We start from the raw sequence: 14,287 nt of genomic DNA on the forward strand, positions 1-14,287 counted from the left end.
TTTTCAATCTGCCTATTTTTTAATCTTCTAAATTGACGATTTTTTGATGCGCCGCAGCATTGTCGCTGCGACGTATGCTTTTATTATTGTTTTTCATATACTTAGATCAGGCATCTGAATCTGGCACGCCCCTTGAATGTCATTGTCCGGTTGCACGGCGCCCGGGGCGCTCCGCAGCAAGGAGAGACGGCCTCCGGCCGGAGGCGAACAAGGATGGAAACCAGATGAAAATTGTGATGGCCATTATCAAGCCGTTCAAGCTCGATGAGGTTCGCGAAGCCCTCACTGCTGTCGGCATCCAGGGCCTGACCGTGACCGAAGTCAAAGGCTACGGCCGCCAGAAGGGGCATACCGAAATCTATCGCGGCACCGAGTACGCCGTGAGCTTCCTGCCGAAACTGAAGGTCGAGATCGCCGTCCCTTCGGAACTGGTCGACGTGGCGGTGGAAGCGATCGCTTCGTCCGCCAAGACCGGCCAGATCGGCGACGGAAAGATCTTCGTTTACGCCATTGACCATGCCGTGCGCATCCGCACCGGCGAAACCGATTCAGAAGCGTTGTAAACCACGCCGTTCAGGGAGCACTCCTCGATGTCATCAATCAAACTTTCCACCTCTCTTGGACGCCTGGGCGCGCTGACTGCCGCCTTGCTTGCGCCGGCCGTTGCCTTTGCGCAGGAAGCAGCCCCCGCTGCAGCCGAAGCCGTTGCCGCCGTACCGGTCCCGGACAAGGGCGACACCACCTGGATGCTCTTGTCGACCATCCTCGTCCTCCTCATGACGGTTCCGGGTCTTGCGCTTTTCTACGGCGGTCTGGTGCGCGCCAAGAACATGCTCTCCGTGCTGATGCAGGTTATGATGATCACCGCGATCGTCATGATCATCTGGGTCACCTACGGCTATTCGCTGGCCTTCACGGACGGCGGCTCGCTCAACCTGTTCGTCGGCGGCTTCTCGAAGATGTTCCTCGCCGGCGTCGACACGACGACGCTCGCTGAGAGCTTCTCCAAGGGCGTGTTCATCCCGGAATATGTCTTCGTCGTGTTCCAGATGACCTTCGCCTGCATCACGCCGGCGCTGATCGTCGGCGCCTTTGCCGAGCGCATCCGCTTTTCGGCCGTCGTTCTCTTCGTCATCCTGTGGGTCACGTTCGTCTATTTCCCGATCGCCCACATGGTCTGGTTCTGGGGCGGCCCGAGCGCCTACACGGCTCCGACCGGCCTGATCTTCTCCTTCGGCGCCATCGACTTCGCCGGCGGCACGGTCGTCCACATCAATGCTGGTATTGCCGGCCTCGTCGGCGCCATCATGCTCGGCAAGCGTACGGGCTATAAGAAGGAGATCATGGCACCGCACTCGATGACGCTCACCATGGTCGGTGCGTCGCTGCTCTGGGTCGGCTGGTTCGGCTTCAATGCCGGGTCCAACCTCGAAGCCAACGCCTATGCCGGCCTCGCGATGATCAACACCTTCCTCGCAACCGCCGCCGCCATCATCTCCTGGGCCGCCGTCGAAACGCTCGTCCGCGGCAAGGCATCGATGCTCGGCGCTGCTTCGGGTGCCGTTGCCGGCCTCGTTGCCGTCACGCCTGCCGCCGGCTTTGCCGGACCGATGGGCGCAATCGTGCTCGGCTTCATCGTCTCGCCGGTTTGCTACTTCTTCGTCGACGTGGTGAAGAACAAGTTCAACTACGATGACAGCCTCGATGTCTTTGGCGTGCACGGCGTCGGCGGCATCCTCGGCGCCATCGCCACCGGCATCCTCGTCAACCCGGCGCTCGGCGGCGCAGGCATCGTCGACTACTCGACGGCTGACTTCGCAGCTGGTTACGCCGGCACTGCGACCCAGGTGCTCGCACAGCTCAAGGGTGTCCTCGTTACCGTCGTCTGGTCCGGCATCGGCTCGTTCATCATCTTCAAGATCGTCGATTCGATCGTTGGCCTGCGCGTCTCCGTCGAAGCCGAACGCGAAGGGCTCGACCTCTCGTCCCACGGCGAAGCCGCCTACCACAGCTAAGCCAATTGCAGCGCCGGCAGCCGGCGCCGCTCATCGTCCCGTCGCGGTCCGTCTGATGCGGATCGCCCTTGGCCCGGATCGAAAGATCCGGGCCTTTTTCTTTTCCACCGGCCTTTTCCAGCACCTGCCCACCGCTATTTTAGCGGCAACTACGCATGGTTAATGTCGCATTAACCGTACTCCGCTTAGGTTGATTCCATGGCGCGCAATGCGCCGTTGAGATCGAGACGGGCAGCAGGCAACATGAGCAGAAGCAATCCGGCAACGCTTGACAGCCGTTCCAACCGGTTCGTGCTAACCACCTTCGTTTGGCGACAGATCGCGTCGCTGGCGGGCTTTGCGCTGTTCGGCGCATTGGCGCTGGCGATCGCTGCACTGTCGACATGGAACGTGTCCGACCCGAGCTTCTCCTACGCCACTTCGGAACCGCCGACCAACGTACTCGGCTACACGGGAGCTGCCTTCGCCGACGTTTTCATGCAGTTCTTCGGCCTTGCCAGCGTCGTCGCGCTGCTGCCGGCGGTTGCCTGGGCGCTGGTGCTGATTGGCGGCAAGCGCTTCGACAAGATCTTCAAGCGCCTCGCCCTCTGGTTCATCGGTTCCGTGCTTGCCGGCGCGGCCTTGAGCTGCGTTCCCGCGCCGATCACATGGCCCCTGCCGAACGGCCTTGGCGGCGTCTTCGGCGACATGATCCTGCGCTTTCCCGCACTTTTTACCGGCGCCTTCCCGACCGGTACGCTCGCCACGGTGCTTGCCTGCATTTTTGCAGCACCGGCCGCCTGGTGCCTGGTCTATAGCGCCGGGCTGATCGGCGTCAGCGACGAGGAGGAAGAGGAAGAGGTTGTCGAGCCGACACCCAGCAAGGCACGTACCGTGCGCGACGAGTTGGACGAAGACGACAGCGAAGGCCCCTTCACCCTTCTGATGGGGTCGTTTGCCCATATGCGCTACACCATGCACGCGCGGGTCCGGCGCATTTTCGGCATGAGCGGCACCCGCAGCGCGCCCAAGCGCCAGTACGACGAACCCTATGATTTCAACAATGACGAGTTCGGCACGCTGAACGAGCCGGTGCGTCCGAAGCCGATGGCTGCGGGCGACCGCATCGAACCGTCGCTCGACCGCGGCGAGCGCCGTGTCGTCACCCCGCCGCCGATCATGGCCGATGACGAGGACGACGACCTGCCCTTCGACATCGACGAGCGCCGTCCTGCCGGCATCCTGCCCGAAGACGATTACGACCCGGCGGCCGATTGGGCGCCGAAGGCTGCGCCGCCAAAGCAGGGCCTGCCGAAGGCCGGTTCACGCGTCGCCACGCCGGCTCCGCGCCCGAAATCCGGCCAGCGGCTCGAGCGCGAAGCGCAGCGTTCCTTTGTCGAAGACAGCGACGGCGACTTCACATTGCCGCCGATGCATTTTCTTGCCGAACCGAAGAACGTCAGCCGCGACGCTTCGCTGTCGCCTGACGCGCTCGAGCAGAACGCGCGCATGCTCGAAGGCGTGCTCGAGGACTTCGGCGTCAAGGGCGAGATCATCCATGTGCGCCCCGGCCCGGTCGTCACCCTCTACGAACTTGAGCCCGCCCCCGGCATCAAGTCTTCCCGCGTCATCGGCCTTGCCGACGATATCGCCCGCTCGATGAGCGCGATCGCCGCCCGCGTCGCCGTCGTTCCGGGTCGCAATGCCATCGGCATCGAGCTGCCGAACCAGCGGCGCGAAACCGTCTACCTGCGCGAACTCGTCGGCTCGCGCGACTTCGAGACCTCCAAGGCGCGCCTCGCCATGGCGCTTGGCAAGACGATCGGCGGCGAGCCCGTCGTTGCCGACCTCGCCAAGATGCCGCATCTGCTCGTCGCCGGTACCACCGGCTCGGGCAAGTCGGTCGCGATCAACACCATGATCCTGTCGCTGCTCTATCGCCTGCGCCCGGATCAGTGCCGCCTGATCATGATCGACCCGAAGATGCTCGAACTCTCCGTCTATGACGGCATTCCGCACCTGCTTTCACCCGTCGTCACCGACCCGAAAAAGGCGGTGGTTGCGCTGAAGTGGACCGTGCGCGAGATGGAAGAGCGCTACAAGAAGATGTCGAAGATCGGCGTGCGCAACATCGACGGCTTCAACAGCCGCGTCGAGCAGGCGCTTGCCAAGGGTGAGCAGATCACACGTACGGTCCAGACCGGCTTCGACCGCCAGACCGGCGAAGCGATGTACGAGACGGAAGAATTCGATCTGGCGCCGATGCCCTATATCGTCGTCATCATCGACGAAATGGCCGACCTGATGATGGTCGCCGGCAAGGACATCGAAGGCGCTGTCCAGCGCCTCGCCCAGATGGCACGCGCCGCCGGCATCCACGTCATCATGGCGACCCAGCGCCCGTCGGTCGACGTCATCACCGGCACGATCAAGGCCAACTTCCCGACCCGCATCTCGTTCCAGGTGACGTCCAAGATCGACAGCCGCACGATCCTTGGCGAACAGGGCGCCGAGCAGCTGCTCGGCATGGGCGACATGCTCTACATGGCCGGTGGCGGCCGCATCCAGCGCGTCCACGGCCCCTTCGTCTCCGATACCGAGGTGGAGGAAGTCGTCGCTTACCTCAAGACCCAGGGCGTGCCGCAGTATCTCGACGCCATTACCGAGGACGACGACGAGGATGGCGAGGGCGGTGGCCCGGCCGGCACCTCGAACCTTGCCGATTCGGACGACCCTTACGACCAGGCGGTCGCGGTCGTCCTGCGTGACGGCAAGGCTTCTACTTCCTACGTTCAACGTCGCCTCGGGATCGGTTACAATCGAGCCGCATCGCTGATCGAGCGCATGGAACAGGAAGGCATCATCGGCCCGGCAAACCACGCTGGAAAGCGCGAAATCCTGGTTCCGACCGAGGAATGAGGCGATTTCGGCGCATGCAATCTGCATCGCGTTTGCGCCGAGAGACAATCAGTGCCTAGCCGCAGCGGACGGCCAGGCCAAACCGGTAACGGTCATGTGAGAGCGCGAGCGGCCAAGCTCGAAAATTGCGCCTTGAAGGCGCCGCACTTGCGCTCCAGATGATCCGTAAATGAAGGAGACTGAGATGACAGAGACCAAGAACGGCGAGCGCAACCATCCGGTGATGTCGCGCCGCCTTTTCGTGTGCGGACTTGCGGCGTTTGCCGGCATCGGCGGCACCGGTCTCGACCTCACGCAGGCCTTCGCGCAGGCGCCGAGTGCTGCCCAGAAGATCGCCGATCACTTCTCTTCGGTGAAGACGATGTCCGGCGAATTCGTGCAGTTCGGCCCGCGCGGCGAACAGACCGGCGGCAAGTTCTATATCCGCCGCCCCGGCCGCATCCGCTTCAACTATGAGGCTCCGTCGCCGATGCGCGTGATTGCCGACGGCAAGTCGGTGGTCATCGGCAACATGAAGCTGAAGACCTGGGACATCTATCCGCTGTCGAAGACACCGCTGAACCTCTTGCTGAGCGAGAGAATCGACCTTACCGGCAAGATGGTGCGCGGCGTCAAGGAAGAGTCCGACCTGATCACCATCGTGCTTGGCGACCGCTCGATCTTCGGCGATTCGACCATCACCATGATGTTCGACCCGAAGACCTACAACCTGCGCCAGTGGACGATTACCGACGCGCAGAAGAAGGACACATCGGTGATGATCTTCAACGTCCGCACCGGCATGGCGCTGGACGACAAGGTGTTCCAGATCCCCTACGATGAGGTCCGCAACAAGAGGGGCGGCTGAAGCGATCGCAATCGCCGACATCTCGAGCGCTGCACGATGAACATGAGGCCGCCGGATGGTGGCCTTTTTTTCATGCGCATCCGCCCCCGCATTCCTTGTCTAGGTGCGCCGGACCTGCTTAAAGCTCGGATCGAATATCCGTCCCAAGCCGACCTTCCCTTCGTGAACGTTCGGCCCATCCGATCAAGGGAAATGCTTGAATGGCCCTTTCCGTCGCCACGTGGAACATCAATTCCGTTCGCCTGCGCATGCCGCTCGTCGAGCATTTCCTGAAGACCTGGCAGCCGGACATCCTCTGCCTGCAGGAAACCAAGTGCCCGAATGACCAGTTTCCGTCCAAGCCGCTGAAGGCGCTCGGCTACAATCACATCGAGATGCACGGCCAGAAGGGCTATCATGGCGTTGCCACGATCTCGCGTCTGCCGCTCACGGAACTGACCGACCGCCGCGACTATTGCGGCGTCGGTGACGCCCGCCACCTCTCCGTCGTCTTTGCGGCTGGCGGCAAGAAGATCCGCTTGCACAATTTCTACGTTCCGGCCGGTGGTGATGAGCCGGATCGCACGATCAACCCGAAATTCGGCCACAAGCTCGATTTCGTTGACGAGATGAAGCTGCTGCACGCCGAGGCCGAGGCCGGCATTTCGTCGATCCTCGTCGGCGACCTCAACATCGCGCCGCTCGAAGACGACGTCTGGTCGCACAAGCAGCTCCTGAAAATCGTCAGCCACACGCCGATCGAAACCGAGGGCCTGACGACGGTCATGACCGGCGGCGGCTGGGTCGACCTCATGCGCCAGCACGCGCCTTCCCCGACCAAGCTCTATACCTGGTGGAGCTACCGGGCGAAGGACTGGGAGGCGGCCGACCGTGGCCGCCGCCTCGACCATATCTGGTCGTCGGCAGACCTCGCGCCCGCGCTGAAGCACGTCGACATCCTGCGTGAGGCCCGCGGCTGGGAGCGCCCCTCCGACCACGTTCCCGTCATCGCGCATTTCGATATCTGACAGCTTTCCTCTGAGGGGCGGCACGCGCCTTGAGCACTTGGCGCCTCATGAGATAAAACATGAGAAAAAGAATCATATTTTTCTTGATGCCTGAATCTAAACGGACTATCCCTCTTGGCGGGCGGCGGGGACACCGCCCCCGACGGCTGATCGGCCGTCGTTTCCACTGATTTTCGGGTGCTGTGCTCTGGCGTTCGCCGGAGGGTTTTCGTGCGCCCGCAAGAGGGCCAGACATGCACAAGACCTTGCCGATCCACTTCAAGCACGCGTCGCGCCGCGCGTTGTCCGCAACCACGATGCTGGCTGCAAGCGCTGCCACTTTGTTCCCTTTGGCAACCGCAGCTTATGCCCAGTCTGTAGAAAGCCAGAAGACGACACGGCTGGAGAAGATCGAGGTGACGGCTGGCAAGGCAGCCGCGACGATCGCTGAAGACAATGACACGATCGTGCCGACGCGCAACGTCTCGGCGCTGAAGACAGACACACCGCTCATCGAAACGCCGCGCTCGGTCTCGGTTGTCACCCGCAAGGAACTCGACGAGCGCGGCGTGCAGGACATGATCCAGGCGACACGCTACGCCGCCGGCGTCACCACCGGCGCCTTCGGTTTCGATCCGCGCTTCGACCAGATCTACATCCGCGGCTTCGAAACAACGACAACGGGCGACTTCCGCGATGGTCTGCGTCAGCCCTACATGAACTACGGCACCTTTCCGACCGAGGTCTACGGCCTCGAACGGATCGAGATCCTCAAGGGGCCGGTTTCGGTCATGTACGGCGCTGCCGGCGTCGGCGGCATCGTCAATCGCATCTCGAAGCTGCCGCAGGACGAGCAGCATCGCGAGATCGAACTGCAGTATGGCACGATCGGGCGTGCCCAGGCCGCCTTCGACTTTGGTGGGCCAGCGACGGCAGAGGGCGATTTCCTCTATCGTATCGTCGGCCTCCTCAGGAACGCCGAGACGAACTACGACGTTGCCGATGATCGCTACCTGCTGCAGCCGTCCTTTACCTGGAAGCCGGACGAGGGCACCTCACTGACCATCTATGGCCTCGGCCAGAAGGGCGAAAGTGACGCCAGCCCGCGTGTGCTGGAGCATGACGGCCGCCTGCTGCGCTACAGCGACCCGAACTACGATTACCAGAAGGTCACGCAACATCAGGCGGGCTACAGGTTCGAGCATGAATTCGACAATGGACTGACCTTCCGTCAGCACGGCCGCGTCAGTGATCTCGACCTGAAGGCCCGCTACGTGGACTTCAGCACCGAGATTGCGCCCGACGTCTTCGATCGTTACCCCGTCGCCATCAACGACGATCAGCGTGCCTACCAGATCGACAACCAGCTCGAGGCAGCCTTCGATACCGGTGCAGTCTCCCACACGCTTCTGGCCGGCCTCGACTACACCTGGATCACCTCCGATTTCGGCCTCGGCTTCGGAGCCGTCGATCCGGCCTACCGCTTGGACCTCAACAACCCGACCTTCGGTATCAGCGGCCCGACGCCTGCGCTCACCAGCTTCAGCGGACGCGATCTTCGCCAGACCGGCATCTACCTGCAGGACCAGGCCGAGTTTGGAAACTGGCGCGCCGTCGGTGGTCTCCGTTACGACTGGGTCGACCAGACAAGCACGAACAAGAACACCGGCGTTGTCGATCGCAAGGACGATGGCGAGCTCACTGGCCAGGCGGGCCTGCTCTACCTCTTCGACAACGGCATTGCGCCCTATGCGAGCTACAGCACGTCCTTCGTGCCGCGCACCGAGCTTTCGGTCGACGGCTCCGTACTCGATCCGACGACCGGCGAGCAGATCGAACTCGGAGTGAAGTACCAGCCGGAAGGCGAGGTCTATTCGCTGAGCGCCGCCTACTACCGGATCGTCGAGACCGGTGCGCCGCAATATGTGCCGGACAGCACACTTCCCGCCGGCTTCTACTACAAGTCCTCGGGCGAGGTGACGACCAATGGCTTCGAGCTGGAAGCGCGGCGCGAATTCGACAACGGCTTCAGCGTCATTGCCGCCTATAACTACAACGACGCTGAAATCACCGGCAACGTCGACCCTTCGTTGATCGGCAACACGCCCTCAACGAAGCCCCGCCACGTCGCATCGCTCTGGGCCAACTATCTTCTGCCCGATGACACGCAACTTGCCGGCTTGAGCCTTGGCGGCGGCATGCGTGTGACGTCGAACTCGTATACGTCCGACGCCAACACCGCCAGGAACAGCGGCGCCGTCTACTTCGATGCCTCGATCGCCTACGACTTCGGAGCGAAGAACCCTGAGCTCGACGGGCTGTCGCTTGCCGTCAGCGCTACCAATCTCGGCGATCGTCGCGAGGAGGTCTGCACCGATGGCTATTGCTATTTCGGCCAGGGCCGCACGGTGCTTGGTTCGCTGAAGTACCGTTGGTAAGGGACGACCCCGGGTGATCGAGGATCAGGCAAAGCGGCCGGCGAGCGCGCCGGCCCGGCGGATCATCGCCTGCAGGTTCTCCCGGATGCGCGCTTCCACCAGTTCCGCCACTTCCGGGTACTCTTCAAGCATGCGTCGAAACAGCGGCCGGTTTATTCGGATCACTTCGCTGTCTTCCTCGGCAGTTGCCGTGAACTTCCGTTCGACCATCGAGATCAGCGCCAGCTCCGACAGCAGTGCACCCCGTTCGACGGTCGAGACCGTTGCCGCGGAGCCATCGGTGCCGACCTTCGACAGCGACAGGCTGCCGCTCGCAATCGCGTAGGCACAATCGGCGGGCGCGCCTTCGCGAAACAGTTCCTGCCCTTTAAAGATGCGACGACGTTCCGCGCCGAAGGCGATCAGCCGCAGCTTGTCCTCGCTGATATCGGCAAACAGCGGCACATTGGACAGAAGCACGATGTCGTCGTTGAGCGCCAAGCGGCTAACCTCCCGCAATCGCGTCGGCTCCGGCCGCGATAGCCGGGATTACCGAGCGATCGTTCGAATGTCATGGAACGATCTTGTAGCCGCCGTTCTCTGTCACCAAAATCTCGGCATTGGAAGGGTCCCGCTCGATTTTCTGCCGGAGACGGTAGACATGGGTTTCGAGCGTGTGGGTGGTGACACCGGAGTTGTAGCCCCACACCTCTTCGAGCAGCACGTCGCGCGTCACCACCTTCTGGTCGGCGCGGTAGAGATAGCGGATGATCGCCGCTTCCTTCTCGGTCAGGCGGATCTTCTGGCCGTTTTCGAGCGTTAGCAGCTTCTGGCTGGGCTTGAACGTGTAGGGACCGACGCTGAAGGTCGCGTCCTCGCTCTGCTCGTGCTGGCGCAGTTGCGCGCGAATGCGGGCGAGCAGCACGGCGAAACGGAAAGGCTTCGTCACATAGTCGTTGGCGCCGGCCTCGAGACCGAGGATCGTATCGGAATCGGTATCATGGCCGGTCAACATGATGATCGGCGCCTTGAAACCACCCTTGCGCAGCAGCTTCACCGCCTCGCGGCCGTCCATGTCGGGCAGGCCCACATCCATGATCAGCAAGTCCACCTGCTGGGCACGCGCCGTCTGGATGCCCTTGCCGGCGGTCGCCTCCTGGATGAGGTCGAACTCCTCGTAGAGCGACAGTTGCTCGACCAAGGTCTCGCGCAGGTCATTGTCATCATCGACAAGAAGAATGGTACGGGTCGCCATGGGACAATTCCTGTTTGCTTCCGTTTTCAAACTAGCTCAAATGCCCGTGTTGGCAAGCGAACCAGCATTGCTACCTCGTTATATCCGCAACCGTGCTTATGGTGCCCCCCAAATCACGGGCAAAGCAAAAATCCGTGAGAATGATGCGCAAGAAAACGTCGGGAACAAGATCAACGAAGTCGATCATCACGGTCCGTGCCGCACCGCGCGATCGAAAGCGGGCTCTCGTTTGTTTCGATGGCCGCGTCGAGCAGGCGGCGATCGGACGGAGCGGCATCACCAGCCGGAAGCGCGAAGGCGATGGCGCTACGCCCCGCGCCGAGATGAAGCTGATCGGCGGTTATGTCAGGCGCGACCGGGTGTTCCTGCCGCCGACACCGCTGCCGACGCGCCCGACACGCAAGGCCATGCTGTGGTGCGACGCGCCGGGTCATGCTCTCTACAATCGCCCCGTGACCGCACCCTTCACCCAAAGCCATGAGGAGATGATGCGCGAGGACGGGCTCTACGACATCTGCCTCGTCATGGACTGGAACCTCATCGCCCGCCGCCGAAACGCCGGATCGGCGATTTTCTTCCACCTGATCCGGCCTGGCTACGAGCCGACGCAAGGCTGCGTCGCCGTCAGCCTGCCCGCCATGCGCCGGCTGATGCCGCACATGCGGCGTGGTACCGTCGTCAAGGTTGTCTGAGCTCGGCGCCCATGACGGGATGTCGTTCAAGCAAGCGAACGCGGCGTCACGAAATGCGCAAGCCTTGCGCCTCCCGCTGAAATCTCCCGCCAATTTGTGGCTTCGAATTCCAGAACAGCCAAGGCCGCTGTCGGAAACTTGTCCGCCAGGCGCAAACGCGTATTCGGATCACCGGAGCCAATCAGTTCAAGCGCCAGATCCTCCATGCCGGGATTGTGCCCGACGACGAGCAGAGTTCTGATTGAGGCATCGGCTGCACGGATGACGCTGAGGATCTGGTCAGAGCCGACCTCATAGATCGCCCGCGTGTTCTCGACCGCAATGCCCTTGGGCAAGGCCGCCGCCACCAATTGCCAGGTCTCCTGCGCACGCTTCGCCGTCGAGACGAGGGCGCGGTCTGGCACGAGCTTGTGTCGCGCCAGATACGTACCCATCACCGGTGCCGCCTTGCGGCCACGCTCGCCGAGCGGACGATCAATGTCGGCAACGCCGTCCGGCCACGCCGACTTGGCATGGCGCAGCAGCAGCAGGCGTAAGACTTGCGCAGGCAGATCGTCGCTCATCCATCGTCCTCCAGCGGTCTCCGGTCGACAAACAGCTTAGCGCATTTTCATCCACCCGAAGCGGACACCTTTGCGTGTGGCCAAACAAAAAAGGCCGCCCCGAAGGGCGGCCATTGGCGCCGGAAAGCTCAAGACCGGCTTATTTCCATTCGCGGATATCGACAAAATGTCCCGCGACAGCCGCTGCAGCTGCCATGGCCGGCGACACCAGGTGTGTGCGGCCCTTGAATCCCTGACGGCCCTCGAAGTTGCGGTTCGACGTGGAGGCGCAACGCTCGCCCGGCTTCAGCCGGTCGTCGTTCATCGCCAGGCACATGGAGCAGCCCGGCTCGCGCCAGTCGAAGCCGGCTTCCCTGAAGATCTTGTCGAGACCTTCGGCTTCGGCCTGTTCCTTGACGAGGCCCGAGCCCGGAACGATCATCGCCGAAACGGTCGAGGCAACCTTGCGGCCTTCCACCACCTTGGCAACTTCACGCAGGTCCTCGATGCGGCCATTGGTGCAGGAGCCGATGAAGACGCGGTCGATGCCGATGTCGGTGATCTTCGTGCCCGGCTTCAGGCCCATATAGTCGAGCGCACGCCACTTGGAGGCCCGCTTCGTCTCTTCCTGGATGTCATCCGGGTTGGGAACGATGCCCTGGACCGAGATGACGTCTTCCGGCGACGAACCCCAGGAAACGATTGGCGGCAGGTTGGCAGCGTCAAGCACGACAACGCGGTCGTAGTGCGCGCCTTCGTCGGTGTGCAGCGTCTTCCAGTAGTCGAGCGCCATGTCCCAGGCCTTGCCCTTCGGAGCGCGCGGCTTGTCCTTGATGTAGGCAAAGGTCGTTTCATCCGGCGCGATCAGGCCGGCGCGGGCGCCGCCTTCGATCGTCATGTTGCAGATGGTCATGCGGCCTTCCATCGACAGCGAGCGGATCGCTTCGCCGGCAAATTCGATGACATGGCCGGTACCGCCGGCCGTGCCGATCTCACCGATGATCGCAAGAATGATGTCCTTGGCGGTGACGCCCGGCGGCAGTTGGTTGTCGACGCGCACCAGCATGTTCTTCGCCTTCTTCTGGATCAGCGTCTGGGTGGCGAGCACGTGCTCCACCTCCGAGGTACCGATGCCGTGCGCCAGCGAGCCGAAGGCGCCGTGCGTCGAGGTGTGGCTGTCGCCGCAGACGATGGTCATGCCCGGCAGGGTGAAGCCCTGTTCCGGACCGACAATGTGCACGATGCCCTGGCGCTTGTCGTTCTCGGAATAGTACTCGACGCCGAAGTCGGCAGCATTCTTGGCGAGGGCCTCGACCTGGATGCGGCTTTCCTCGTTCTTGATGCCGAGATGGCGGTCAGCCGAGGTCGGGACGTTGTGGTCGACGACGGCGAGCGTCTTTTCCGGCGCACGGACCTTGCGGCCGGCCATGCGCAGGCCCTCGAAGGCCTGCGGGCTCGTCACTTCGTGAACGAGGTGACGGTCGATGTAGAGAAGACAGGTGCCGTCTTCCTGTGCATTGACCAGGTGATCGTCCCAGATCTTGTCATAGAGGGTACGCGGTGCGCTCATGGCGATATATCCATCGAGTTTTCAATAGGTAAGGGAAAGCGGCGCGCGGCGCGCCGGAAGCACTGATCAAAGGATCAGGATAGGCGGCTCGTGAGTGCCCCGTGAACGCGCGCGAAGAAGCGTGCCGGCAGGCGCTTGTGGTCCTGCAGCACGACGATTTTCTGCTCGCGACATCCGAATTTGGATTCCATGGCCGTGTTCATATCAATTTTCTGACAGGTCGGCAATTGGTGGAAACGGTCTCAGCGCTGCTCGGCACGCCTGAGGCGCCGCTCCAGTCCCCGCAATGCGAGCGACAGACCGATGGTCAGAACCAGATAGACATAGGCAACGATCGAGTAGGTCTCGAAGAAGCGGAAGGAACCGGAAGCATAGACCTTGCCCATCTGGGTGATGTCGGCAACGCCGAGCACCGAGACGAGCGAACTGTCCTTGACCATGGCGACGAAGTCATTGCCGAGCGGCGGCAGGATGACGCGGATCGCCTGCGGGAAGACGACGAGGCGAAAGCGCTGATAGCGCGTCAGGCCAAGCGCCTTGGCGGCCTCGACCTGCCCCTTGTCGACCGACAGGATGCCCGCCCGGAACACCTCGGCGATGAAGGCGGAATAGCCGATCATCAAGGCGATGATCGCCCGCCACATCAACGAGATGTCGCGTACGACCACCGGGTCCATCCAGCCTGCACTGATGAACGGCGCGCAGATGAAGTTGGCAGTGACGACGAGCGCCGGTGCCCCGACGAAGGCGATGTAGAAGAGGAGCACGAGGATCGGCACACCGCGGATGACTTCGGTGTAGAAGCGGGCGATCTGCCGGAGCGCCGAATGCTCGGACAGTGCCATCAGCGCGATGCCGAGACCAAGCGTCGTCGCCAGCACGAACCCCATCAGGGTCACGAAGACGGTGACGCCGAGCCCTTTGAAAACGACGGCGAAGACTTCGGAGAAGATGTCATTGCTGACGATCACGGCGGCGAGTGCCACCGCGATCACAAGAAGGGCGACCAACCACCAGGGATAGTCGCCCTTGCCGGACATGCCAGAAGATTGTGGAGCGGCCATC

The 14,287-nt window shown here is 62.4% G+C and carries 12 protein-coding genes; 7 read left to right on the forward strand and 5 right to left on the reverse strand.

Annotation, left to right across the window (positions count from 1 at the left end; translation table 11 throughout):
- Positions 1-224 precede the first annotated feature (224 nt).
- From MKZ91_RS12935 to MKZ91_RS12960, 6 genes are all read left to right on the forward strand, one after another.
- A complete protein-coding gene (locus MKZ91_RS12935; RefSeq protein WP_336171274.1) occupies positions 225-563 on the forward strand; it encodes a P-II family nitrogen regulator in 339 nt (112 codons plus the stop codon).
- 27 nt (positions 564-590) lie between these two features.
- Positions 591-2,015, forward strand: a complete 1,425-nt coding sequence (locus MKZ91_RS12940; RefSeq protein ID WP_336171275.1) for an ammonium transporter — start codon at positions 591-593, stop codon at positions 2,013-2,015.
- A 243-nt stretch (positions 2,016-2,258) separates the two neighbouring features.
- Complete coding sequence (locus tag MKZ91_RS12945; RefSeq protein WP_336171276.1) at positions 2,259-4,913, forward strand: FtsK/SpoIIIE family DNA translocase; 2,655 nt, start codon at positions 2,259-2,261, stop codon at positions 4,911-4,913.
- Positions 4,914-5,097: 184 nt separating this feature from the next.
- Positions 5,098-5,760: an outer membrane lipoprotein carrier protein LolA gene (locus MKZ91_RS12950; RefSeq protein ID WP_336171277.1), complete on the forward strand. Its 663-nt coding sequence runs from the start codon at positions 5,098-5,100 to the stop codon at positions 5,758-5,760.
- A 200-nt stretch (positions 5,761-5,960) separates the two neighbouring features.
- A complete protein-coding gene (locus MKZ91_RS12955; protein WP_336171278.1) occupies positions 5,961-6,767 on the forward strand; it encodes an exodeoxyribonuclease III in 807 nt (268 codons plus the stop codon).
- 233 nt (positions 6,768-7,000) lie between these two features.
- Positions 7,001-9,184, forward strand: coding sequence for a TonB-dependent siderophore receptor (locus MKZ91_RS12960; protein ID WP_336171279.1), 2,184 nt, complete (start codon positions 7,001-7,003; stop codon positions 9,182-9,184).
- A 24-nt stretch (positions 9,185-9,208) separates the two neighbouring features.
- Here the strand turns inward: MKZ91_RS12960 and MKZ91_RS12965 are convergent, their stop codons facing one another.
- On the reverse strand, positions 9,209-9,664 hold the full coding sequence (locus MKZ91_RS12965; protein WP_336171280.1) for a cyclic nucleotide-binding domain-containing protein: 456 nt from the start codon (positions 9,662-9,664) through the stop codon (positions 9,209-9,211).
- Between the two features lie 70 nt (positions 9,665-9,734).
- Complete coding sequence (locus MKZ91_RS12970) at positions 9,735-10,418, reverse strand: response regulator transcription factor (protein WP_034802783.1); 684 nt, start codon at positions 10,416-10,418, stop codon at positions 9,735-9,737.
- 143 nt (positions 10,419-10,561) lie between these two features.
- On the opposite strand from MKZ91_RS12970, the gene MKZ91_RS12975 reads away from it, so the two are divergent.
- A complete protein-coding gene (locus MKZ91_RS12975) occupies positions 10,562-11,110 on the forward strand; it encodes a L,D-transpeptidase family protein (RefSeq protein WP_336171281.1) in 549 nt (182 codons plus the stop codon).
- A gap of 26 nt (positions 11,111-11,136) precedes the next feature.
- Here the strand turns inward: MKZ91_RS12975 and MKZ91_RS12980 are convergent, their stop codons facing one another.
- From MKZ91_RS12980 to MKZ91_RS12990, 3 genes are all read right to left on the reverse strand, one after another.
- Positions 11,137-11,673, reverse strand: a complete 537-nt coding sequence (locus MKZ91_RS12980; protein ID WP_336171282.1) for a SixA phosphatase family protein — start codon at positions 11,671-11,673, stop codon at positions 11,137-11,139.
- A 139-nt stretch (positions 11,674-11,812) separates the two neighbouring features.
- Positions 11,813-13,222, reverse strand: coding sequence for a 3-isopropylmalate dehydratase large subunit (gene leuC, locus MKZ91_RS12985; RefSeq protein WP_336171283.1), 1,410 nt, complete (start codon positions 13,220-13,222; stop codon positions 11,813-11,815).
- A gap of 242 nt (positions 13,223-13,464) precedes the next feature.
- Positions 13,465-14,286, reverse strand: a complete 822-nt coding sequence (locus tag MKZ91_RS12990; protein WP_336171284.1) for an amino acid ABC transporter permease — start codon at positions 14,284-14,286, stop codon at positions 13,465-13,467.
- Position 14,287 lies beyond the last annotated feature (1 nt).

The organism is Ensifer sp. MJa1 (genome assembly GCF_037026475.1).
Classification (GTDB): Bacteria; Pseudomonadota; Alphaproteobacteria; order Rhizobiales; family Rhizobiaceae; genus Ensifer.